A 24,047-nucleotide genomic window follows, 5' to 3' on the forward strand; every position below is an offset into this window, starting at 1 on the left:
AAAAAAATAATATGTTTTATAAACACAAATCTGCTCTTGCTTTTTTACTAGTAATTGGAAATCTTTGGTTTTCTAATGCTCAAAATTTCAAAGCAAATGATCCAATCGCCGTTAATCAAAAAATTAAAAAGGGCGTTTTGCCAAATGGCATGACCTATTACATTTATCCGACAGAAGTCAATAAAAACACAGCAAGTTATTACATCATTCAGAATGTAGGTTCTATTTTAGAAAACGATCAGCAAAAAGGTCTTGCACACTTTTTGGAACACATGGCGTTTAACGGAACCAAACATTTTGAAGGAAAAGGTATCCTGAATACACTTCAGAAACAGGGAGCTGTTTTCGGTAAAAACATCAATGCCTATACAAGCACAGATGAAACGGTTTATAATCTGGACAATATTCCGTCAAAGGATGGTTCTGTAGTCGATACCTGTTTACTGGTTCTGCACGACTGGTCAAATTTTCTTTCTTTGACAGATTCAGAAATCGATGCTGAGAGAGGTGTAATCACCGAAGAATGGCGTACGAGACAAAATGCGAGAGCAAGAATCTACAATCAGCTGGCATCTTATTATTACAACAATTCACTGTATGCAGACCGTATGCCGATTGGTGATATGGATATCGTGAAAAACTTCAAATATCAGGTTTTAAAAGATTTCTACAAAGACTGGTATCGCCCGGATCTGCAGGCTATCGCTATTGTCGGAGATATTAATTCAGATGAAATTGAAGCAAAGATTAAAAAACTTTTTGCAGATATTCCAACGCCTCAAAATCCTAAAAAACGTTTTGAAATTGCAATTCCTGAAAAAGAAGAACCTTCATTTAAACTGGCCTTAGACAAAGAAATTTCAGCAACAAGTATTAGTTTTATGATTCGTCATACAGCTGAAAAACCAACCACTACTTACGCCGATTTAGAAAAATCAACTCAGCGAAACCTTGCCTTTTCAATCCTTAATAACCGTTTGGCAGAAATGGCACAAAAACAGGAATGCCCTTTTAAAAGTGCGCAGATTTCCTACCAAAACTATACGCGTTTAAATGATATCTGGTATTTAGGAATTTCTCCAAAACCGGATAAACAAGCCGAAGCATTTGCAATGGTAATGAACGAATGGGTTCGCGCTTACAAATTTGGTTTCTCAAAAGGCGAAATTGAAAGAGCAGTTACCGAAACCATTTCGGGCTACGAAAATTATTTGGAAAAACTAAATGAGATTTCGCACAAACAGGTAATCGGAATGGTTAAAGATGATTATCTGAACCATGAAGTAATTGCTGATCCTGTGACCGAATTTGAAATGACAAAAAGCATTTTAAAAAACATTGATACCCAAATTCTTCAGGAACAGATAAGCAAATTATACACAAAGCAAAATCGGGTTATTACGGTAACCGGTGTGGAAGGCGAAGAAAACCTGACTCAGGAAAAGGCATTTGACATTATTCAGAAAGCAGAAAATGACACTTCATTACAGCCTTACGTAGATACTTTTGAAGGAAAAACACTTTTAGGAAACCTGAAAGTGGTACCAGGAAAAATTATTTCCGAGAAAAAAGAAACTACGATTGATGCTACCACTTTTGTATTGAGCAACGGCGTAAAAGTGCATTATAAATTTGCTGATAAAAATAAAAAAGAGGTTGAACTAAAAGCAGAAAGCTTTGGTGGAACATCTTTATATGAACCTCTGGATTTACCATCTGCTTCCCGCGCGACTAGTCTGGCGATGATGTCCGGTGTTGGTGAACTTTCCAACGTTGATCTGGATAAAGTTTTAAAAGGAAAAATTGCAAATTCATCTGTAGGCATCAGTTCATTAAAAGAAACGGTTTCAGGATCCGCCAATGTAAAAGATATCGAAACCATGATGCAATTGGTGCATTTGCGTTTTGTACAGCCAAGATTTGATACCGAAATGTACGCCCTTATGAAACAAAGAATGCAAAATTCTTTAAAAAACAGAGCCAACGATATTAATGCAAAAATGGAAGACAGTTTATCGGATATCGTTTACGGAAAAAATAATCCTAGAATTCGTCCGTTAGACCAAAAATATATCGATGATTTGTCTTTTGAGAAAATGAAATCTTTCTATCTGGACCGTTTTTCGGATGTCTCCAATTTTGAGTTTTACATCGTTGGTGATGTTACGCCGGAAGTTTTAAAGCCTTTGATTGAAAAATATATCGCCAGTATAAACGGAATCAAACGCAAGGAGAAATTTAAAACCGATATTCCGAAATGGACTTCAAATAAAATTGACCGTGATGTTTTCATTAAAATGGAAACGCCAAAAAGTTCGGTTCGTATTCTGTTCCAGAAAGATTATGCTTATAATCAAAAAAACAGAATCCTGGCTTCCTTTTTAGGAGATATCCTGACGCTGCGTTATACCGAAAGTCTTCGCGAAAAAGAAGGCGGAACCTATGGCGCAAATGTTAGGGCAAGCCTGGATAAACTGCCGGTTTCAAAAGCCAGTGTTCAGGTAACCTTTGATTGTGATGCCGACAAAGTTGAACATTTACTGCCAATTGTATATCAGGAAATCGATAAAATCAAAAAAGGTGAAATTGGAGCTGAAGATATCGAAAAGACGAGAACCAATTATTTAAAATCAAGAGAAGACAGCAAAAACTTCAATAGTTACAGCATGAACCTGATTTATAATTATTTTGAAAATGGTTATGATATGAATGATCCCAAAAATTACGTCAATATTGTAAACAGTGTTACTGCCAAAGACATTCAGGAATTTGCAAACTCACTTTTAAACAAAGCTGATACTGTAGAGGTTGTTTTCAAACCCTTAAAATAGCCCGAAGATTTTTTAGCGTCTTTAATTTACTTCCCTATCGATTATTATTTTGAATTAGTAAGCATTGTAATTTTTATAGCGGACGGAGGGTTGTTTTTGTACTATTCAACCCTCCATTTTTAAAATATCACCCATGAAAAAGAGCATTTTTTTAGGGAGTCTTCTGCTATTGTGTTCTGTAATAGCACAGGCTCAGATCTATAATCCAATTAAATGGAGAACCAACGTTCAGAAAATTTCAGACACAGAATATGAATTGCAGGCCAAAGCAGTAATTGAAGAAGGCTGGCATTTATATAGTCAGAATGTGGCCGATGGAGGACCAATTCCAACACACTTTACGTTTTCAAAAGATGCTAATTTTGAATTGATTGGAGAGGTAAAAGAAGAAAAAGGTAAAACAATTAATGATCCTGTTTTTAAAATGCAGATTCGTTTTTTTGAAAAAGAAACTACTTTTAAACAGCGCATCAAAGTTATGGCTGCAAAACCCTTTCAAATAAAAGCCGAGGTAGAATTTATGGTCTGTAATGACGAAAACTGCCTTCCGCCCGGTTTTGATGAATTTGAATTTAAAGTAAATCCGATTGCCTCAAAAACAAAAACGGATGCTGCTATTGAAGAAAAGCATCCAGGTGAAATACACCCAGATTCAATGATTACGGAAGAGCCTGAAAATGCTGCTCAATTGATTAAAAAGGAAGAAACAAAACCTGTAAAACAGCTTACACAAAAAACTGAAAACAAAAAAGAAACAAAAAGTCTGTGGACGATTTTTATCTTGTCTTTTTTCTCCGGTTTTGCTGCTTTACTGACACCCTGCGTTTTTCCGATGATTCCGATGACGGTTAGTTTTTTTACCAAACAAAGCAAAACCAAATCAGAGGGAATTAGAAAAGCTATTTTTTACGGCATTTTTATTATCACGATTTATATTTTTCTTGGAGCTGTTGTAACCTGGGCTTTTGGTGCCGATTCGCTCAATGCACTTTCTACCAATGTCTGGTTTAATCTGGTGTTTTTTATCCTGTTACTATTTTTTGCACTTTCCTTTTTGGGTGCTTTCGAAATTATACTGCCAAATTCCTTAGCCAATAAAGTAGATCATCAGGCTGATAAGGGAGGAATTATCGGAATCTTATTTATGGCTTTGGCTTTGGCAGTCGTTTCGTTTTCATGCACAGGACCTATCGTCGGAACATTACTGGTTGAAGCCGCTTCACGCGGAGGGCTCTCCCCTTTTATCGGAATGTTAGGCTTTTCTTCGGCTTTGGCTTTACCTTTTACACTATTTGCCGCTTTTCCCGGCTGGATGAATTCGCTTCCAAAATCCGGTGGATGGCTGAACTCCGTAAAAGTTTTTTTAGGTTTTTTAGAACTGGCATTGGCTTTCAAATTTTTATCGAATGCTGATCTCGTTTTGCAACTGCACTGGTTTGAAAGAGAAACTTTCCTGGCGATCTGGATTGCTATTTTTGGAACGCTGGCATTTTATTTATTCGGAAAAATACAATTGCCACACGACAGCTCTTTATCCAGCATCAGTGTGGGAAGACTGGGCTTAGGAATCATCGTTTTGTCTTTCACCATTTATCTGATTCCCGGACTTTGGGGAGCACCTTTAAAATTAATCAGCGGCTTTCCACCGCCTTTGCATTACAGTGAGATCCCGAATGGATTAGGAGGCTCCGGTTCAAATAAAACTGCGGAAAATCTTCCCAAAGGAGCCGAATTTGGTCCTCATAAAATCATTGCTTTTACCGATTATGCCCTCGGGATGGCTTATGCTAAAAAGGAAGGAAAACCAGTCATGATTGACTTTACGGGTCACGCCTGCATAAACTGCCGAAAAATGGAAGACAATGTCTGGTCTGACCAAAACGTACTTTCGGTTCTGAAAAACGATTTGGTTTTGATTTCGTTATATGTGGATGATAAAAGAGAATTACCTGAAAATGAACAGACGGTTTCAGAACTGACAGGCAGAAAAATTAAATACATCGGACAAAAATGGAGTGAGTTTCAAACCCTGACTTACAAAACCAATGCACAGCCTTTTTATGTACTGATTAATACCAAAGAAGAATTATTAAATGAACCCTCAGCTTATAATCCGGATGTGGATGCATATCTGAACTGGCTCAAAACTGGAGTTTCGAATTATCAGAAACTTTAAAACGTTCTTATTTCATAAAAGCCGGCACTCCCCTCTTTTCAAAAGGATTTTCGGCTTTTCTTTTCTAAACTTATACCTTACTTTTACTCTCAGGAAGCGGATATGCTGTACTCATTTTTACAACTTCCGAAATTTTCTCATCAAGCAGGTCACATGAGGTAGAAAGATATTCCAGCAATTCAGCACTTTCCGGACTACTCAGATCCATTTCCCTGATCAGATTCAGGATGCCCATTATATTGGTAAGCGGAGCCCTGATGACATGTGAATGACTAAAGGCTATTTCCTGCAATTTTGCGTTTTGGCTTTCTATTGCCTGAATATAATTTAACGTTTCTGTAATATCATTGGCCAGTACAAGGCTGTATTTTACCTTATCTATGTAAATTATATTGCTTACAATTTCAACATACAATATTGTTCCGTCCTTCTTAATGTGTCTGTAAATTCCGTTCGAAAAGAGTTTATTATGCTTCCGGATCAGGTTGATCGTTTTTTCCAGTTTTGCTAAATCTTCTTCAGGTCTTATATCTTTTATGCTCATTTTCAGGAACTCTTCCTTTGTGTACCCGTATTTGCGGACTGCAGCTTCATTGACACGCCAAAATTTAAGGGATTCCAGATTGTAAATCCACATTGGAACCGGGTTCATTTCAAATAAATTATTGTATTTGCGCTTTAAACTCGTATACCTGATATCGATCTTATTTTTTTCAGTCGTATATAAAATGCTTTTGTATAAGAGTAAAGAGGTTAATTCCTTTTTAGGAAGGAAATCCAGCATATTGTTACTTCCCGGAGTGATTTGCAGATCTGCACTGTCTGAGATTGTGATACTATCGGATATGACAATTATAACTGTTCCGTTAATGCTTTTTTCAATCGTTCTTATTGTATCTATTTGACTTTTGCGCTCAGCTGCTATTAAAATAATATCAGATTTTCCAACAGTTATTATTTCGATAACGTTTTTAAAATTTGCAGTCGATATTTCAGGAGAGTAAAACCAGTCATGAATCCATTCATTTACAAGTTTAATTCTCTGAGGATTGTCATCAATTATAAGAATACGATATGGAAAAGAATTTTTCTGCATACATTCTTAGGATTTGTCCTTATAAATTTAAAGAAAAAAAGACTTGTTTTTCTTTAATCGATAAAATCTCTCACAAAAAAGTTTTTTTTATACTATTTTAAAACATTTACCTTTAAAATATAACTAACTAACAATCAACAACTTTAAAACAAATTCCTAAAATAAGGCACAAAAAAACCTGAATTTCATCAGGTCATTTGTTTTTTTTGAACTTTAGAAAATTATCCTTTCTGTAAAACAGCTGTAGTCGTTTTAGTTTTTTCCAGTTCATCTATAAAAGGGATACTGTTTTGAATTTCGCTGCGAATAGTAGTCTGCAGATACTGCTCAAGCTGAACAAATTTTGCTGCATTTTTACCACCGATTGCTTTTTTTGCTTTGCTGAACGTTTTTGTAAGCAGTTTATCCAGTTCCTGTCCGTTTTTCAGATTGGCTTCTGTTAACTCAGCCGCTTTTTCATCGGTAAGCGATTGATAATTGGCTGCGTAATCTTCAATGATCTGAATTTTTTTCTGGCTCAGTTCTTTTCTCCCGGTTTCATAAGCATCATAAATCTCCTGAAAAGCTGTAGCCTGAGGTTCAGAAAGTTTAAGATATTCGGTTACCACCTGCTTTTTTGATTTGCCGTAAATATCCTGAATCAAAGCCAGATCATCTTTAGCAGAATCCTGAGCCGATAAGCCAGCCGTAACTCCGAACATAAGTATAAACAATATCTTCTTCATAACTTATTAGTTTTATTAAAATACTTATTTACTGAAATCATAACTCAATGAAGCTCCTAGCCCAAACTGGAATGTTGATACATAATCAGGGTAAGCCACAGTCCCCCAATAGTAGTCCCAATAATAGTCATATCCAACAGCTGCAGACATAGATTGCAAATAAGCATGAAGATTAATTGATAATGGTGAACTGGTTTTTACTTTTACACCCGCTTTAATTTCCCATGCAAAATAAGTCCCGTTTCCGTTTCTTGGTGATTCAAGAATCGAAATCCCTGCACCAGCTCCAAAAAAGGGTAATGCTTTCGAAGAACTGGACCCGAAATAATACGTATAATCTACTAATATGTAGTTTAAAGCCCCTTTGTCATCTCCGGCGTTAAGCTGAGTTCCTGGAGGAACACCTCCAATAGGAGTAATAATCTTTGTATATAAAGGCATCTTTGTATCAAGTCTGTTATATTTTAATTCGACTGACTGGTTTTCGATAAAGAAATACTCCAGTCCTACACCCCACTCGAAACCATCTTCCACACGTGCGTATGAATTATCAAAATCCACTTTGTCTGCAAAGGTATAACCTCCATATACATTAAGTAAAAACGATTGTGCACTTTGAGCCGACATTGCCAGTGAAAAGAAAAAAACAGCGAATAATAAATGGTACTTTTTCATGATTTCTGATTTTTAATGATTACAAATAATTTTAGAATACGTTTTTACGTATCTGCTTTGAATTGTTCACATTAAAATTAACATATTTTTTAACAGTTTATCACTACAAACCATTGTCGTTCAGTCATTTCACTTACCGTAATACACTATAAACATGCGAATTAAAAACTAAAATTCTTCTTTTAACTTAAGTCAAATCGAATAATTTTAATACCGTCTTCAAGCTGTTCAAGTACTCCAATATTCTTTATTTAAAGGGCATTACACCTTAAAGTTTAATCGTTAGGCAATGATAAAAAGTAACATTGATTACGGAACATTTTAGTCTCTTTCAGACTCTGTTTTGCTCAATATTATCAGTTCAAAAACAGGTTTCATTTTATAACTTGAAACATATTTTTTAGTTTTCTCTATTTTGAAAGGTTGATTTTAGCCTAAACAAATCAAATTCAAAACTAAAAATATCAAGTATAATTCTATGATTTAAAGCAGGATAGCAGATGTAAAAACCCTCTTTTAAAACAATCTCAGGAAAAGCATCAGAAGACGGACCGCAAATACTGAGATTATTGATAATAACAAACTTAGAATTATCATTTGTTATTTTTATTCTGAAATATCCATATAAATTATCACGATATTCCACCGATAAAATTTCGAAGACAAAATTCGTTAATACACCTTGTCCTTCTGAGAAGTATCCCATATTTCCTAAATTTTCATTTTTTATTATTGCCATAATTACTGGATGATTTTTTGGTTTTAACTTTGGTTATTAATTCTGGTTTGTTGTAAAAACTTCGTAACTTTTTAAATATATATTTAATTAAACCTGAAATTCTTTATCCGTATTTTTTACTAAAAATTTCTTTTCTCCGCAATGCGATTTCAGTATTTTCGTATAATCTTTTTTGATACAATTCTATTATTGTTTCTTCAATATCGTTATTGCTATTTCTCCCGTTAAAAACATGAGTAATGTAGGATTTGCTAAACGGAAGCCCTTTTTTATTCCAAATTTCTTTCTCTTCCAGAAGCTTTTGAACCTCTTTTGAGTATCCTGTTTTAAAGACTTTCTTCATTTTATTTCTCTGTCCGGGTGTTATCATAGGGAAGTGTTATTTAAAATCATTTAAATATTGTATTTTTACTACGCCATAGCTACGAAGTGACTACGACAAATATATATCATTTATCAATATATTAAATCATTTTTAATATAAATTTTAATACAAAATGCGAACCGAAGGAGAAAGATTACGTTATTACATTGAAAACAAAGAAGTTAACCTTAGGCAATTTTGCATAGAAAATGATATACTATATACTTCTTTACACCCAATTTTAACAAATTCAAGAGCATTAGGGATGAATATCCTGAAAAAAATCATGCAGGTTTACCCTAATCTGAACATTAACTGGGTTTTAACCGGGGCAGGTGAAATGGATATTGAAAACAACGATTCTTTACGTGAACCAAATTCAGTTTATCAAAATTCAGATCCCGGATACGAAGCTTTCCTTAAATACTTTGAAAAAGAGACTACTACAGATAAAATTCTTGCCATAATAGAAAAGAAACTGGAAGAAAAGAAGGAATAGACTTCAAAAGCAGCATTTTTAACTCTGAAAGATTATCTGTTCCTACAAAATAACAATCTAAATATTAGCAATATTTAGTATTATTGTAAGAAAAAAAACTTGACCGAAATTGCTATTTACGAAACCAGTTTATCAATAGAAAACTCTATTGTACAATATCTTTTTGAAAGTACGGGAGAAAGAAAACTTATTAAAGCCGTACAATATTCAGGTTTTGAAACCAAACAGGGGCAAAAAATCTACAATTTAGGTTTTGGGGACTACGATTCTGAAACCAAAAGTGTTTCTGATAGGGCCAATAGCAATAATGGTGACATGAGAAACGTATTCAATACAGTTTTGAGCACTGTTCCTAAATTTTTCAAAGATAATCCCGGTTTTCCAATTTATGTTCAGGGCAGCGACAGTGAAGAGGAATTTGAAGAACACTGCAGGAATTCATGTTCAAAAAGATGCGATACCGATACAGCCTGCAAAAACAGAAACAGAAGAATAAGAGCCTATACTTATTTTGTCGATAAGAATTTTAAAGAGCTCTCAAAAGAATATATTTTTTTCGGTTTTGATGAAGAGGCCAGAACATTTGTTCAATATGTTCCTAAAAATAAATACATTGCGGTATTGGTATATAAGAAAAAATAGATAATTTTGTATAATAATTGACGTTTGTACACTAATCAATTAAATCTGAGGATTATGGGACAAGATAAAAAAACGGTAAAAAAAGCAAACATCATTTCGATGTCTAAAGCAACTAAGCAAAAAATAGCCGAAGTTACCGATGAAATAAATGGTAAAAACTTGTTTACAGACAAAATAGAACTGGCCAAAAAAACTTTACAGAATTTAAAATCATTACCGATTTAAATTTCAACTTAACATATAAACAGAAAGCGATCTTTAAGGGTCGCTTTTTTATTTTCCTTCATCACAAAAAACGAGACAATCTCTTCAAAAAGAGACCATCTCGTTCTATCAGAAAAGCAGATGATTTCTAAAATATTACCTGAAATTGAAAAATAGCCTGCCAGTTTCCTATATATTCCGGGCGTTCTACATTATAAAAAGCTTGTGCTGCGGCAGAATAAAACAATTTACTTTTTGTACCTATCTGAAATGTTTTTCCCGGACCGCCTCCAATAGGCACTAACCAACGATTTTCTGATGATGCCAGCCAGTTAACCGAGACTGTGGCATTACTTTCTACAAACCATCCTTTAGCAAAATTATAGTAAGCTATATACTGCACACTTCCTGCATTTACTTTATTATCATCATTACCGCCAAGCGACCAGTAATTTTGAGCAACCACTCCTCCGGAAATTTTATCACCTGCATAATACAACAAGGCAGTTGGTCCAAGACTAAGCCGGTTGCTTCCTAAAGCTGCATTGGTTCTGGTAGGAATCTGCATAGCGGAACCTAATCCCCAGCTGATTTTTCCCTTCTTTACAATACTCGAAAAATAACCGTTGAACAAAATATTACCCATTCCAGCTTCACAGGTAGCATCTGCAGTAATGGGAGGCAGGCTCTGAAAAGGAATAATCGTATAGGTTATAAGCTTTAGATTCTCTCCCAATTTAAATGGATAAACGGGCTGTACAGAAAAAGAACTAGCTGTTCCTTCTCCTACCGGAAGCAATACTTCCTGTAAAAAAACACTACGCAGACCACTTACAGGATCCTGCCTTTTTTTACTCATTTCTTCTATCGAAGTTTTTTGCTCTGTATCAGACTGAGCTAAAACTGCCGAACAATAAAAAGACAAAAAAGCAACTGTCATCCAACGTTTCAAATTCATAAAAAATATTTTTTTTTGGCTTATCTAAATTACCATTAAACCGTAAAAAAATATTTATAAAGATGTTTCAAGTTATAATTTGCAACATCTTTAAAATCCTTTCAAAAGGCAATATTGTTAATTTTAATATAAAAACTATCTGGATTAATATCAGAGCATTAATTCGCTAAAAATCTTTCCATTCTTAAATTACATAGCCTTAAATATCAAAAAATCAAAACTTATAATTTAAATACTTTGTATGATGAAAAAAAATCTTTTTATATTATTTATAGTCGTTTCAATTTTGGCATCCTGCAAAAAACAAGATGAAACACCAAATTCTGACTCTTCAGATTCTACTGCCAGTACAACTGAACAAAAATTACCTGCCCCTCCGGTTCCTAACACTATCATGACAGAGGCTTTTGTAAAAAACCTTACCACTTCTATTTACGGATGGGCATGGCCAATGGTAAATATTCATGATCGGGTAGAAACGTTTAAAGCATTACCAGGTCCAATTTATGCAGGAGGAGTGCTGCCGTTAGCACCTCCTAATCATTTGTGTATGCTAAATGATTATGTAGAACCCGCAGAAAGAGCGGTAGCGTGCCCCAATCAGGATGTTGTATACGGTTTATCACCTTTAGATCTTTCCAAAGGCCCTGTAGTGGTACAAGTACCAGATTTTGGTGATAGCTTTTGGGTCTATCAGGTTTGTGATCAGCGTACCGACGGCTTTGCAAGCTTTGGTAAAATGTATGGCACAAAACCCGGTTTTTATGTTCTTGCTCACAAAGACTGGAATGGCAAAGTACCCGATGGAATTACGGCAGTTTACAGATCTTCTACATTACGTGGTATTGTTATTCCACGTGTGTTTCAAACAGATGATCCTGCTGATAAAAAAGCAGTTCAGCCATTAGTAAATCAAATTGGACTATATCCTTTAGAAGATTTTGATGGAAAAATGAAAATTACAGACTGGAAAAAAACGAAAGTAACACCACCAGATCCAAATGGAGCTAAAGGCGAAACCAAATGGGTAAAACCGGAAATATTTTTTGACCAGTTAGCCGATATTTTAAAAGAAGTGCCACCAATGCCAGGTGAGGAAGCTTTCTATGCACAAATACAAGCCCTGTTAGATGCATTGGCAAAAAATCCAAAACTGAAAGAAATAGCTAAAAAAGCAGCAATTGACGCTGAGGAAAATTATGTAAAACCATTATTTCAATTTCAAAATGTAGGTTATCCGGTAAAATACAATTGGAACACGCAACGAAATGGGGCCCAATTTGGCTATGACTATCTTACTAGGCTTTCTTGTGCCAAAGCCAATATTTTTGTGAACAAACCCAATGAAACCAGGTATTTCTACCAAGATCTGGATGCTGACGGCGCAAGATTAAACGGTAACAATAAGTACACCGTGACTTTTGCCAAAGGAGAAACTCCTCCCGTAAAAGGTTTCTGGTCACTTACCTTATACAACGAGCACCATTTCTTTTCACCGAATGATTTGAAGCGTTATTCACTGGGTACTAAAAACAAGAACCTGCAATACAATACAGATGGATCACTCACCATATATGTACAAAGCACACCACCAACTGCTGATAAAATGAGTAATTGGTTACCCGCACCAAAAGAAGTTTTCTCTTTATATGTAAGATGTTACTGGCCTGAAGAAAAAGTATTAAATGACAGCTGGAATCCACCTGCTGTGATCAAAGTGAAGTAATAAAATAAAAACAACTTAAAAAAGGAAAAAGATTGAACTGTTCTTTTTCCTTTTTTAAGTTGTTTTTTGAATTATAACGAAAGAAAACTCTTTTAAAAAATAATAATTATCCGTGAGCTGCAACAGAAACGTCTGCCCACTCTTCCCATGTGGCCAGTTTTTGCCCGTAAACCTGTTTGGCAAATGGTAATGCTACTTTTCCTAAAAACAGACGCAAAGGAGGATTTTCGGCTTCAACTAATTTAATGATTGCCGGAACAGTAGCACTTACTTTTCCGAAAGAATCAGAATTGTCTGCTTCTGCAATTGCTTTTTTGATACCATCATAAGCATCAATGCTTTTACTCTTGAAATCATTACCCCAAATATCTGTGATATAACCGTTTGGTTCCACCAAAGTTACATTGATTCCGAATTGTTTTACTTCTGAAGCCAAAGTTTCCGTAAGACCTTCTACAGCAAATTTTGAAGCGTTATACAATCCTACAATTGGTAAAGTTGCAATTCCTAAAATAGAAGAAACCTGAATGATATGACCGCTTTTCTGATTTCTCATAATGGGTAAAACGGCCTGTGTTAACCAAAGCGTTCCAAAGAAATTCGTTTCAAATTGTGCTCTTGCTTCCTGTTCGCTGGCTTCTTCTACGGCTCCATGCAAAGCATAACCCGCATTGTTGATCAGTATATCAATATTCCCGAAATGTTTTTGCACTTTTTCAACCACTGCAAACGAATCTTCACGGCTGGTTACATCCAGTTTTAGAGGTAAAATAGCGTCTCCGTATTGTGCTTTTAAATCGGCTAGTGTATCAATATTTCTGGCTGTTGCTGCTACCTGATATCCTTTTGCTAAAAATGCTTCTGCCCAGGCTCTTCCGAATCCTTTTGATGCTCCTGAAATTAAAATTGTTTTTGACATGTTTTCTGATTATTACTATTATTTATTGTTATTTAATTTTTCACAAAAATGACCGAAAGGTCATGTTTTAAACAAAAAAAATTAGAGGGTGTTTTCCTCTATTATTTTTTTTAGTGTTTTAATGATAACTTTCATTTTATCGTTATTACCTGACATTCTTGAAATTAAATGCCCTCCTTCCATCATCGCAAACATCACTGTTGCAAACTCAGTGTAATTCCACTCCGGATTAAATTCTTTGTTTTCGATTCCTTTGCTGATTATATTTTGTATGACCTGCTGGCTAAATTTAATGGCGCTATTTACCTTTTCTTTTACAACAGGATTCGTATCATCAGCCTCAGTTCCGAAATTCAGTAAAGGACAGCCTCCGGTAACAGGCGGCGTAACAGGATTACTGAAAAATTCTATGAACGTAAATAGCTCCTCTTTTGCCGTTTTGCTTTTACTGATTTCCAACAGCAGTTTATCTGTCAATATTTTCATATTATGATCAACCGCTGCACAAGCCAGAACTTCCTTGTTTTCAAAATGAACATACATACTTCCTTTAGACAACTTCGTAGCCTCCATAATATCACTCATAGAAGTTGCGGCAATTCCTTTTGTATTAAAAATAGGTGCTGCTTTTTCTATAATGAATTGTCTGGTTTCTTCTCCTTTTGTCATGATTATTTCATTTTTACAGGACAAATATATGACCGATTGGTCATATATACAAATTTATTTGAAATTATTTTTACTGTAAAAGTCTAACAACCAGTGTTTGTTAGCGGTCTAACTAAACGAATCAAAATTATTTAATATTAAAAAGTCTCCGACTCCGCTCAGTATGACATCGTTTTTTAAATCATAAAAGTTGCTCTTTTCACAATTTTTACTTTCATCTAATTATTTCTTCCAAATTCGATTTTTTAACCTCACTACTCTTCTTCCAAAAAGCAAAATAAATCATAAAATGTCTAAAACATTTTTATCTATGTATTCAACTACGTAGTTTTGTAAAAAAAATTAAATACGAATGAAACCTGTAATTATTCCAATAGAAAACCAATACGAGAATGTAATTGCCGATTTAATAATCAATATTCAGCAAAAAGAATTTAATGTACCTATTACCATTGAAGACCAGCCTGATTTGTTTAATATTCAAAACTTTTATTATAACGGAGGTGGTGGCTTTTGGGGTGCTTTTATTAATGATGAACTGGTAGGCACCATTGCCTTAGTAAAATTTACTGACAGCAAAGCGGCAATCCGAAAAATGTTTGTAAAAAAAGAATTTCGTGGAAAAGAGTTTTCAATTGCACAACAATTATTGACCACTTTAATCGAATATTGCCGTAAAAACGGAATCGATGATTTATATTTGGGAACCGTTTCGATCTTAGAAGCCGCCTTGCGATTTTATGAAAAGAATGATTTTGTCCGAATTAACAAAGAATTATTGCCAAAAGATTTTCCATTAATGGCACCTGATAATGTTTTCTGCCATTTAAACTTAAAGAAGTAAACATGAATATTATAGACGAATCAGGAATATTGGCCATCTCAACGCGGTTGCAGCGTCTAAGCGAGCAGCTGCGGAAAGACGGCGCATTAGTTTATAAGTCATACGGAATTGATTTTGAACCCAAATGGTTTCCGGTAATTTATACACTTTTTTACAAAGAAACTTTAAGCGTGGTTGAAATTGCCAACGAAATAGGTTATACCCATCCGTCAACTATCAGTCTGCTTAAAGAACTCGAAAAACAAAAACTGATTCGCTCTAAAAAGGACAAAATAGACGAACGTAAAAGACTCATTCAGCTTACGCCAAAAGGCAGGGAATTAATTGAACAAATGAAACCTGTTTGGGAAGTCATGAAAAATGCACTGACTGAAATCACCGAAAATCAAAACAATTTACTGAAAGCTATTGAAGAGGCCGAAAACAAAATCCTGCACCAGAGCTTTTTGCAAAGGGCTTTACAGTTGAAGAGTACCTCTGAAAAGTAATTTAATAGAATTGTTGTTCACACGATAAGATTATCATCAGGAGAAAAAACAAAGGCTGCCCGAAAATTACTTTTCGAGCAGCCTCTTTAGCTTATAATGGCTGTTGAATCAGATTTAGACAGTGGCAAACATCTGGATATCTGATTCTGTTAGTGAGACATTACCAATTTTTACTCCATGGACCATAGTTTTTGTATGCCGGTCCTGTTAATTTTTGTTTTTCTGAACCACCTATTTTCACTTCAACCAGATCTTTTTTGGAAATCTCTTTCACCGGTTGCTCGTTTTTATATGCTGGTCCCTGTAATGCTGTTTTATTCTCTTCAGAATATATTTTAACTGGTGCAGTTTCATGCATCCAAACTTTATAATTTTTAAAATCCGGACCTTTCAAATCACTCTGTTTCAAATTAGTAGGTTCTTCTTGTGCAAATGCACTAAAAGAGATTAATAAAACTCCTAAAATCAATCCTAAATTTTTCATGACTATTACTTTTTATTGTTTTTTCAAATTTACAATCAGTAACAGGCTTCCAGGATTATGTGAATCTACTCTATTTACATCCGTATTTATACGGATACCGGTGTTCTTAATTTTCGTTAAATCAAATTCATTTTTGCCGCTTTTTTAATAAGTTCAGCGGTATTTTTTACTTCTAACTTTTTTAAAATATTGGCACGATGTGTTTCTATGGTACGTGAACTTACAAATAGTTTAGCCGCAATTTCTTTAGTGGTTAACCCCTTAGCAATTAACCCTAAAACTTCGGTTTCTTTATTAGATAAAACATCTTCACTGATGCTTTGTGTTGACATAAAATTGATCATTTTTTCAGAAATCTCAGCACTGAAGTATTTTTTTCCATTGCTCACCGTTCTTATGGCAAGAATTAATTCAGATTCATCTGTATTTTTTAATAAGTATCCGTAAGCCCCCATTTTAGCGCATTTTGCGATGTAATTACCATCATTGTGCATCGAAATTACAATAGGTTTTATATCAGAGGATAAGTTTTTTAATTCTTTTAAAACCTGAAAACCATCCATATTGGGCATCGTAATATCCAGCAATACAATATCTGCTTCAAACCGGCTGTTTATAAGTTCCATAAACTCTAAACCATCCCCAACCGTTTTAACTATTTTTATATCGTCATGTTTTCTCAGCAGCTCAGCAAGGCCATTTCGAAAAAGTTCATGATCATCCGCTATTATTAATTTGATTTCGTTCATAATTCTATGGGTAATTCGATTTCAAAGGTGGTATTTCCGGGAGTTGCATTGATTGTAATGGTACCATTGCAAATTTCTACACGTTCTTTGATGTTAATAATTCCTAAACCTAATTTAACAGTGGTGATATCAAACCCAATTCCATCATCAAAATAAAAAAGAGAAACAAATTCATCAAATTCCGAAAGTGTAATCCGGATGTTTTTGGCATCAGCATGTTTTAATGAATTATTAATGAGTTCCTGCGTTATTCTAAAAAGATTAATCGCCTGATGGTTTGTAATATTAGAATTTTCCAGAGTTAAATCTTCATATTCAATAGTTACAGTTGTCGATTTTTTCAGCCTTTCAATAAAGTTGGTTAAGGTAACGCCAATTCCAAAATCATCTATCGAAGCAGGCATTAAAGCATTTGACATCAATCTGATTTCAGAAATGGTTTCATCCACTATTTTTTTCATTTCTGCTTTCTTCTCTTCGTTTTTAACCCTGTTTTCAATATAGTGTTTCAAAGATGTTAAATACGGCCCTACACCATCATGGAGTTCGCGCGAAAGTCTGCGCCTTTCATCTTCCATACCGTTTACGAGCATTCGTTTTGAAAGTATTCTGGTGTTTTCCTCCTTATTTCTAAACTCTATAAGCTTATCCCTCATTGCTAAAAGGCTTTTTCCCAGCAGGTCATTAGAACTTTTAGGTTTAAAATCAGTATGTAAATTCATTTTACCAATATCATCAGAGAATTTTACGGCACCCTGCAAAGAAGCTTTCAAATTTGCCAGAGCATCAAACATTTCCTTTATTTCTTTAGAATTTTTTATAAATTCATTGGTCTGGTTATAGTCTCCTTGAGCCATAATACGGAGACTTTTCTGCATGTTTTTAATTGGGTTGGTAATAATTCTGGTCAAAAAAAGAGACAGCATAACACCCAGTAAAAAAATACCAAGAGTTATACCTAAAAGTCGTTGCTTCAGTTCTTTTAAGGGAAGCGTAACCTCATCAACATCTATTTCAGACAGAATAACCATTTTTAAGTTTCCTACCGCAATGAGACTATACACACTATATACCTCAATCCCTCTGTAATCCTCAAAAACACCTCTTCCATTTATTCCTTTAAAAGCATTAATTACCCCTTTTGTTTTAACAGATATAGTATAAGGAGTTTTATTGGGATAAAAACGGGACTGAGAACGCATTCGGAAATCGTTACCCACAAGATAGGACTCGCCACTGTCCCCCATTCCGGTACGTTCAAGGAGTATTTGTTTAATCTTGTTGTAATCAAAAACTTTAATCATTCTACCTCTTTCTGAATTGGAGATAAAACCTATGGTTGTTTTTTTAGTAGTATGATATGCTGTAAAATCGTAAATTCCGTTCCTGTTTAGAATACTATCGGGAATTTTTAATACGGAAGTATCAATGTTTTCGCTGTACAATTCGGAAGCTTCAAACCGCTCCCATTCTGATTTTAATAAATGTTCAATCTGGTTTTGCTTGAGCGTTTTAATAGAATTTAACTGCAGTAAAATACGATCGTTTAAAACGTTTGAAAACTGCTTGTATGAAGAAAAAGACAGCAAAGCAATTACCAACGCAATTAAACTGTTAATTATAATGAGTATTAATGTTTTGATGTTCATTAAAAAATTCTATTGTCGGTTTCGTATCTGTAAATATACTTCGTTTAGTGTTTTAAAAGAAACTTTGAAGCAATAGTTCTGCTAAATCTCTAAATACTAATTTTGATTTATCTACTTTACAGTTGTACTTTTGCCTTTATGAATGACAATTTTGTAAATGAATATTTTGGTATAGGCATCTATAATGGTAAAACACCTGAAAATTTAGGCGTTTTGTGGCGATCGGCTCAAAACTTAGGCGCTACTTATATCTTTACCATAGGCAACCGATATGCCAAACAAGCCTGTGACACTCATAATGCAGTGAAGGCAATTCCGTATTTTCACTATGATACTTTTGAAGCTTTTTTCGAAAATTTGCCTAAAGGAGCGCGATTGGTTGGCGTTGAATTAAATGAAAAGGCCTCCGATTTAGAAACCTTTGAACATCCAAGACGCTGTGTTTATTTGTTAGGAGCAGAAGATCATGGCCTGCCTAAAAAAGCAATGGAAAAATGCCACCATTTGGTTAAATTCAAATCTGAAAAAAGCTTAAATGTCGCTGTGGCAGGAACTATTGTCATGTACGACAGGAATCTGGCTAAGCCGAGATCTTAAGACCTTAGTTTTTTTACAACTATTTAAACACATACCTTATCAAGATATTTTCGTTAAAAGTCAGGAGACTTTTGAGACTTTTACGGATTGCAACATGATTTTAAAATTACGCAAAGTCTGAAAAAAGACTTTGCATAGTGGGGATAAGTATAAAACTCTAGTTTCAAAAGCCCACACGAAAGGATTCGTGCGGGAGCGGGTGTAAATTATTCCACAGATATTAAATTAAGATTAAAAATATCTCGATAAGATTAATTTACCTCCATTGAGAGGAACCTGAGGAATTTAAATTTATTTTATCGAAGGTCGTTCCCTCCCGTTTCATCTAAAATTTTACTGGTCATTAAAACATAATCGTGGATTAGATTTTGAATATCAATAACAGCTTGAGGTATAAAAATAAAAGAATTAGGGTGATTTTTATTCATAACTAACTCTTTGTTGTATTTATAATGATTACCATTTAAGTCAATATTTTCGAGAATTTTTATAATAGAACTATGATCTTTAATTTGATAATTAAAGCGAATTTCAAATCCTTCTCTAATCATAAGATCTCCAAAACTGAATATATTACTGCAATAAATATATTGTGATTCACTACTCAATCTGCCTATCTTATATTCTTTTTGGAAGGCTTCAAAAATTTGTTTTATTTCAAAATTTTTAAACGTTTTACATTCCGTTTCCTGAACTGTTTCTTTTTTTACTGTTCTGATTGTTTTCTCTGTAATATTGAGTTTGGCTGGTTTTGTTGCGACTAAATACTGATTAATCAGGTTTAATAATTGACTACGCTCTTCTTCTGTTTCAGTACAATAGCCAAAATCAATTGAATTTGAATCCGAATATTGAACTAAATTTTGAGAGGATGCAATGGCATAACTCTCATTCAGGTAAATTTTGGCATGCAAATCTTTTACTAGTACCAAATTAACATTGAATGATATTATACTATCTAAATTTTGATTAGCATTTTCTCTGGCATAAATGGTTATTATTATTCCTCGATCTACCGCTCTTTGTAAACACCTTTTGAACTTATCCCAACCATCAATACTAATATAAGGCGATACCAAAACCAAGTTGGTTTTAGCATTGTCTATCAATGTCATAATTCTCGTAGCAATTTCCATTGGAGGAATAAAAATCATAAAACTGGGTTTTATTATATACTGTTCTGTTTAGTAAATCAAAGTTACTTATTTATTCTCCATAAATAGCTCTTGCTCAGCTACCTTATCAAATTCTTCCTAAATACTACTAACCGTAACCTAATTTTACTCAATCGGGTGCTCGTTTTCAACGAGTATCTGTTACTTGTGAAAACTAGTTAAAAGCGTTTGCAACTCTGCTTTTTAGATGAACCATCTACATTAACTTTTTAAAGAAACTTTTGTTTTAATAACCGCGTTACAAACGCTACAATTTATCTTTTAATTTATGTAGGTACTCGTTGCAAACGAGCACCAGAGAGACTGATTATTTTCTGTTAAGATAAAACTTTCTAGGTGATTTAATCATTTCAATTTTGTAAAAACCAGCAATTGAGCCAAACGGCAGTTAGCAGAAGTTTTTATTTTGTTATTTGTATAAATTCTGGGTTTGTCCAAATGTTTTGAAGCTCAGGAAAGTTCTTTGCGTCTTCTTTTAGTTCAGGCTCTAAATTGAAAGTAGTTTTTAAAAAAATTAGACTTTCTTCTGTTTTACCCTGTAAATTTTTCATTATCGCTATTTGGTAAAAGTTCCAGGAAAATTCTTGAATTTTGTTCAATTCGGCATATAGTTTTATTGCATCATCAAATTTTCCAATTCTTTTTAAGTATAATCCTTTAACATATTTTAGTTGGTATTTTGCTTCTTCATTAACTTCGTTTTCAAACACATTAAATTGTTCTAAAGCCCTTTCTTCAGATAAATGTCCAAAAATATTTAACATTAATTTAAGTGTATCCTTATCTCTAAAATTAATTTTAAACAATTTTATTAAATTTTGAAGAGCATTATCAACTTGATTTTGTCTTAATAAATGTTGAATAATATAAAATATAGCATTTGGATTTTCAGAATCCCTCTCCAAAATTTCATTAATATTTTCAATAAATTCATCTTCGCTAATCTTTCCTTCAATTAATAAATCAAATAAAGTTCCTACTTTATTATCTAATATCTCTGAATGATTTGGTTCTATTTCAAGGGCTTTATTAATGAAAAATAATGCTTTTTGGTTATCATTTTTTAATGAAAATAGTTTTCCTTTATTTGCATAAGCTAATGCTGCATTTTCATCTAATTCAATAGCTTTATCAAATAATTCTAATGCATTTTCTAAATCTCCTCTTTCCATTTGATAAGCACCATATCCTATATATTTATCAATTTCCTCTTTACCTACATTCTCTTTTTTGTGTTCTGGATTTGGTTGAATCTTAATTTCAGAAATTAAACCAGAATCCAAATCTTTTTGAAAATCATTTACCATTTCTGAATTTTTTCTTTGAAGTTTTTCAACGACTTCATCTGCTTGTTCATTACTTAAGCCATCTTTAAACAATTCGTGTTTAACAATTTCGTAGCGATGATTATTTTGGAAATACAATTTTTGAGCATAGTCTAAGATTTCTTTTTGATAATCTTCACTATTGAATTTGATTTCCTCAATTCCTAAATTTTGGGAATGAGAAATATTTAAATCTTTATTCAAAAATGTTTTTGTTTTTTCAAGAACGGAATTTATTTGTTCTGTGTTCAATCCAACTTTTTTTAGTTCATAAATTGCAATATTAGGATTTAAGTCATTTTCTTCTAGTTTCCATAATGCTAATGCACAAATTTCATTTTGAAATTGTGTTGAATTAAATTTAGAATCTTCTATTCCATTTCGTTTTTTCTTAAAAAAGTCAAATATTCCCATATAGTTGGTTTAAAATTTCTGCTAACTTCGTATGTATGTCTGACAAACATCAGTGTTAGTAAGTTTCAAATATATTTATTTTTTCTTACAATGATCAAAAGGATTGTTTATTTGTTGAATGTGAAATTCTGCACTATTGCTCTTATGAAAACCTATTCCCTAGCCCAGATGGAAGCGGCATCTCCCGCTTTAGAAAAACAAGGCTTTTTTGCCGTAGTTTTTGTTAGCGGGAATATAGCGGACAGCTGGAAACAGCTCCTTATTAAAAAACAAAAGCCTGTCTCTTTCGAAACAGGCGTTTTGTCATAAAAAAAATAAACTAACACAACTTAATATTACTTATATCCTTCGTTTTGGTCCAGATCTTTTGCATCTATAACGGTTTGAGGAATCGGGAAAAATCTTCTGAAAGGTTCTGTAGCCGGTTTTGCAGTTCCTGCTAAATCAAATTTTCCGAAACGGAGACTCTGAGGTCTTCTCTGCAGTTCCCAGTACAATTCGAAACCTAATTCTTTATACAATTGTAACGCGTCTAAAGAGGTAAGCACTTTTCCGGGAGCATTTGCAAATAAGGATTCTCTGTGTCTGCTGGTACGCAATGTATTTAAATCGCTCATTGCTAAACCTGTATTTCCTTTTCTGAAATAAGCTTCGGCTCTCATAGCGTACATTCCTCCTAAACGGAACAACGAAATATCTACATTACTGTTTCCGTTTCCTCCTTCGGGATCAAATTCATATTTAAAAATACGGGCTCCCTGATTGATTTCGTTTTGGGCAAAAACAGATTCCAGTGGTTTTGCAAACGTTAATGTAGGTGTAAAATCCATTCTAGTAGTGGTGCTTTTTTCCATGTACAAAGGAGAAACTTTGATACGGTTTCCAACCATTTCAAGAGATGCTGATGTCAATAATTTAGGTCCATATTGAAGACCAACCTGAATCCCTCTGTTGAAATGAAACCAAGGCTGAGTGCTGTTAGGTACCAAATCTGTTGCAGGAACGCTTACGTCTGTACCATCATTCATAAACCATGTACCATCCGCATATTGGTAATGCTGATGAAATCTTGGATCATCATGATTCCCATCCCAGGTTGCATAGAATTCCGGAGTTGTACAAGCAGCGTTTGTTCCTCTGTTTAGAGCAGAAGCTCTTTGGTTACGCTCTACACATACATACGCAAAACTGTTTGACCCGTTGCGGATGTAATCGATTTTTTGTGAAATAGCAAAAATCAGCTCTTTACCGTTATCATTGTCCCTTGCAAAATTTTTGAAATAATCACTTTCTAAAGAGTATTTCCCTGAATCAATTAGCAATGAAGTATAATAAATAACACGATCCATATCGGTTCCTGTTCCTGATACAGCTGCTTCATTAAAATTGAAGTTTGAAGTGGCATTGTAGCGGTCTTTAAAAACAGCACGGTTTAAATACATAGTACTCAAAAATGCGTAAGCAGCCTGTTTTGTAAATCTCCCGTGATGCGTGCTTTTTGTGCCGATATCAGCCAAATCAGGGATTAAAGCTTCAACTTGAGTAATTAATACATCTATTTGGGTGTCTGCTTTAAAAACCTGTAAAGGTGCATTCAGAATCATCGGATCTTTGTATGGAGCCTGTCCGTACAAGTCTAAAGTATGGTAGGTATAAAATGCTAAAAGTGCTTTGGCTTCAGCCAGAAACATTGCTTTGTCTGCAATTGTACTTTCTTCAATAACCTTAATTGCAGTCAGGGAACGTGTAATTCCGTTGGTCAGCAAATTCCAGTTGTCCACCACAATAGCGTTATTAGAAGTCCATGTAAATTCGTGCATATCTCTCCATTTTCCACCATCTCCCCAGTCACTTCCTCGAGTTGGTAAAATAGCTTCGTCTGTTGTGTATTCCTGTAATGAAAAAACACCTCCGTGATCTACAAATGTTCTGTCTCCTAATCGGTCATAAGCCGCTGCCAGCGCACCGGCCGGGTCTGAAGCTTCACTACCTAATACTTCGTCCAGTACAACCTCATCCAGATCTGTACAGCTGTTAAAGAGAAAAATAAAAGAGAATATTGTGATAATTTTTAAACTAAATATCGTTTTTGTCTTCAT

24 protein-coding genes are annotated in these 24,047 nt (G+C 34.1%); 10 read left to right on the forward strand and 14 right to left on the reverse strand.

Annotation, left to right across the window (positions count from 1 at the left end; genetic code table 11):
- The first annotated feature begins 11 nt into the window (after positions 1–11).
- Positions 12–2,831 carry a M16 family metallopeptidase gene (locus GWR14_RS22300; protein ID WP_163411350.1) on the forward strand — a complete coding sequence of 940 codons (2,820 nt, stop codon included), beginning with the start codon at positions 12–14 and terminating at the stop codon, positions 2,829–2,831.
- Between the two features lie 133 nt (positions 2,832–2,964).
- Positions 2,965–5,007 carry a protein-disulfide reductase DsbD family protein gene (locus tag GWR14_RS22305; protein WP_163411351.1) on the forward strand — a complete coding sequence of 681 codons (2,043 nt, stop codon included), beginning with the start codon at positions 2,965–2,967 and terminating at the stop codon, positions 5,005–5,007.
- Between the two features lie 70 nt (positions 5,008–5,077).
- Here GWR14_RS22305 and GWR14_RS22310 read toward each other — a convergent pair whose 3' ends face one another.
- The 5 genes from GWR14_RS22310 to GWR14_RS22330 all read right to left on the reverse strand — a co-directional run bounded on the left by GWR14_RS22310 (position 5,078) and on the right by GWR14_RS22330 (position 8,585).
- Positions 5,078–6,103 (reverse strand): PAS domain S-box protein, encoded by a 1,026-nt coding sequence (locus GWR14_RS22310; protein WP_163411352.1) that lies wholly within the window; start codon positions 6,101–6,103, stop codon positions 5,078–5,080.
- Between the two features lie 221 nt (positions 6,104–6,324).
- The gene (locus GWR14_RS22315; RefSeq protein WP_163411353.1) at positions 6,325–6,828 is read right to left on the reverse strand and encodes a hypothetical protein; all 504 of its coding nucleotides are present in this window, start codon (positions 6,826–6,828) and stop codon (positions 6,325–6,327) included.
- A 24-nt stretch (positions 6,829–6,852) separates the two neighbouring features.
- A complete protein-coding gene (locus GWR14_RS22320) occupies positions 6,853–7,503 on the reverse strand; it encodes an outer membrane beta-barrel protein (RefSeq protein WP_163411354.1) in 651 nt (216 codons plus the stop codon).
- 400 nt (positions 7,504–7,903) lie between these two features.
- The gene (locus tag GWR14_RS22325) at positions 7,904–8,242 is read right to left on the reverse strand and encodes a hypothetical protein (protein ID WP_163411355.1); all 339 of its coding nucleotides are present in this window, start codon (positions 8,240–8,242) and stop codon (positions 7,904–7,906) included.
- 103 nt (positions 8,243–8,345) lie between these two features.
- On the reverse strand, positions 8,346–8,585 hold the full coding sequence (locus tag GWR14_RS22330) for a hypothetical protein (protein ID WP_163411356.1): 240 nt from the start codon (positions 8,583–8,585) through the stop codon (positions 8,346–8,348).
- 154 nt (positions 8,586–8,739) lie between these two features.
- Here GWR14_RS22330 and GWR14_RS22335 point away from each other — a divergent pair, with 154 nt between their 5' ends.
- The 3 genes from GWR14_RS22335 to GWR14_RS22345 all read left to right on the forward strand — a co-directional run bounded on the left by GWR14_RS22335 (position 8,740) and on the right by GWR14_RS22345 (position 9,972).
- Positions 8,740–9,105: a helix-turn-helix transcriptional regulator gene (locus GWR14_RS22335; RefSeq protein WP_163411357.1), complete on the forward strand. Its 366-nt coding sequence runs from the start codon at positions 8,740–8,742 to the stop codon at positions 9,103–9,105.
- A 99-nt stretch (positions 9,106–9,204) separates the two neighbouring features.
- Positions 9,205–9,747 carry a DUF6934 family protein gene (locus GWR14_RS22340; RefSeq protein WP_246236371.1) on the forward strand — a complete coding sequence of 181 codons (543 nt, stop codon included), beginning with the start codon at positions 9,205–9,207 and terminating at the stop codon, positions 9,745–9,747.
- 54 nt (positions 9,748–9,801) lie between these two features.
- Complete coding sequence (locus GWR14_RS22345; protein ID WP_163411358.1) at positions 9,802–9,972, forward strand: hypothetical protein; 171 nt, start codon at positions 9,802–9,804, stop codon at positions 9,970–9,972.
- Between the two features lie 127 nt (positions 9,973–10,099).
- Here the strand turns inward: GWR14_RS22345 and GWR14_RS22350 are convergent, their stop codons facing one another.
- Positions 10,100–10,909 (reverse strand): hypothetical protein, encoded by an 810-nt coding sequence (locus GWR14_RS22350; protein WP_163411359.1) that lies wholly within the window; start codon positions 10,907–10,909, stop codon positions 10,100–10,102.
- 244 nt (positions 10,910–11,153) lie between these two features.
- Between GWR14_RS22350 and GWR14_RS22355 the strand changes: the two genes are divergently transcribed.
- Positions 11,154–12,635, forward strand: coding sequence for a DUF1254 domain-containing protein (locus GWR14_RS22355; protein WP_163411360.1), 1,482 nt, complete (start codon positions 11,154–11,156; stop codon positions 12,633–12,635).
- 106 nt (positions 12,636–12,741) lie between these two features.
- Here the strand turns inward: GWR14_RS22355 and GWR14_RS22360 are convergent, their stop codons facing one another.
- Both GWR14_RS22360 and GWR14_RS22365 read right to left on the reverse strand, forming a co-directional pair.
- Positions 12,742–13,554: an SDR family NAD(P)-dependent oxidoreductase gene (locus GWR14_RS22360; RefSeq protein ID WP_163411361.1), complete on the reverse strand. Its 813-nt coding sequence runs from the start codon at positions 13,552–13,554 to the stop codon at positions 12,742–12,744.
- Between the two features lie 81 nt (positions 13,555–13,635).
- Entirely contained in the window at positions 13,636–14,223 is a 588-nt protein-coding gene (locus GWR14_RS22365) for a TetR/AcrR family transcriptional regulator (protein WP_163411362.1), read from the reverse strand.
- 352 nt (positions 14,224–14,575) lie between these two features.
- On the opposite strand from GWR14_RS22365, the gene GWR14_RS22370 reads away from it, so the two are divergent.
- Positions 14,576–15,067 carry a GNAT family N-acetyltransferase gene (locus GWR14_RS22370; protein ID WP_163411363.1) on the forward strand — a complete coding sequence of 164 codons (492 nt, stop codon included), beginning with the start codon at positions 14,576–14,578 and terminating at the stop codon, positions 15,065–15,067.
- 2 nt (positions 15,068–15,069) lie between these two features.
- Positions 15,070–15,555 carry a MarR family winged helix-turn-helix transcriptional regulator gene (locus GWR14_RS22375; RefSeq protein ID WP_163411364.1) on the forward strand — a complete coding sequence of 162 codons (486 nt, stop codon included), beginning with the start codon at positions 15,070–15,072 and terminating at the stop codon, positions 15,553–15,555.
- A 160-nt stretch (positions 15,556–15,715) separates the two neighbouring features.
- Here GWR14_RS22375 and GWR14_RS22380 read toward each other — a convergent pair whose 3' ends face one another.
- The 3 genes from GWR14_RS22380 to GWR14_RS22390 all read right to left on the reverse strand — a co-directional run bounded on the left by GWR14_RS22380 (position 15,716) and on the right by GWR14_RS22390 (position 18,437).
- Positions 15,716–16,039, reverse strand: coding sequence for a hypothetical protein (locus GWR14_RS22380; RefSeq protein WP_163411365.1), 324 nt, complete (start codon positions 16,037–16,039; stop codon positions 15,716–15,718).
- Positions 16,040–16,155: 116 nt separating this feature from the next.
- A complete protein-coding gene (locus tag GWR14_RS22385) occupies positions 16,156–16,788 on the reverse strand; it encodes a response regulator (protein ID WP_163411366.1) in 633 nt (210 codons plus the stop codon).
- Positions 16,785–18,437, reverse strand: coding sequence for a sensor histidine kinase (locus tag GWR14_RS22390; protein ID WP_163411367.1), 1,653 nt, complete (start codon positions 18,435–18,437; stop codon positions 16,785–16,787). The genes GWR14_RS22385 and GWR14_RS22390 overlap by 4 nt, the downstream gene beginning before the upstream one ends.
- A gap of 138 nt (positions 18,438–18,575) precedes the next feature.
- On the opposite strand from GWR14_RS22390, the gene GWR14_RS22395 reads away from it, so the two are divergent.
- Positions 18,576–19,034 (forward strand): RNA methyltransferase, encoded by a 459-nt coding sequence (locus tag GWR14_RS22395; RefSeq protein WP_163411368.1) that lies wholly within the window; start codon positions 18,576–18,578, stop codon positions 19,032–19,034.
- Positions 19,035–19,330: 296 nt separating this feature from the next.
- Here the strand turns inward: GWR14_RS22395 and GWR14_RS22400 are convergent, their stop codons facing one another.
- Positions 19,331–20,188, reverse strand: coding sequence for a phospholipase D-like domain-containing protein (locus tag GWR14_RS22400; RefSeq protein WP_163411369.1), 858 nt, complete (start codon positions 20,186–20,188; stop codon positions 19,331–19,333).
- A gap of 422 nt (positions 20,189–20,610) precedes the next feature.
- Positions 20,611–21,948, reverse strand: coding sequence for a tetratricopeptide repeat protein (locus tag GWR14_RS22405; protein WP_163411370.1), 1,338 nt, complete (start codon positions 21,946–21,948; stop codon positions 20,611–20,613).
- Between the two features lie 144 nt (positions 21,949–22,092).
- On the opposite strand from GWR14_RS22405, the gene GWR14_RS22410 reads away from it, so the two are divergent.
- Positions 22,093–22,257, forward strand: coding sequence for a hypothetical protein (locus tag GWR14_RS22410; RefSeq protein WP_163411371.1), 165 nt, complete (start codon positions 22,093–22,095; stop codon positions 22,255–22,257).
- 26 nt (positions 22,258–22,283) lie between these two features.
- On the opposite strand, the gene GWR14_RS22415 is transcribed toward GWR14_RS22410, so the two are convergent.
- On the reverse strand, positions 22,284–24,047 hold the full coding sequence (locus GWR14_RS22415) for a RagB/SusD family nutrient uptake outer membrane protein (RefSeq protein ID WP_163411372.1): 1,764 nt from the start codon (positions 24,045–24,047) through the stop codon (positions 22,284–22,286).

It is taken from the genome of Flavobacterium ajazii, from assembly GCF_010614725.1.
Taxonomy (GTDB): domain Bacteria; phylum Bacteroidota; class Bacteroidia; order Flavobacteriales; family Flavobacteriaceae; genus Flavobacterium; species Flavobacterium ajazii.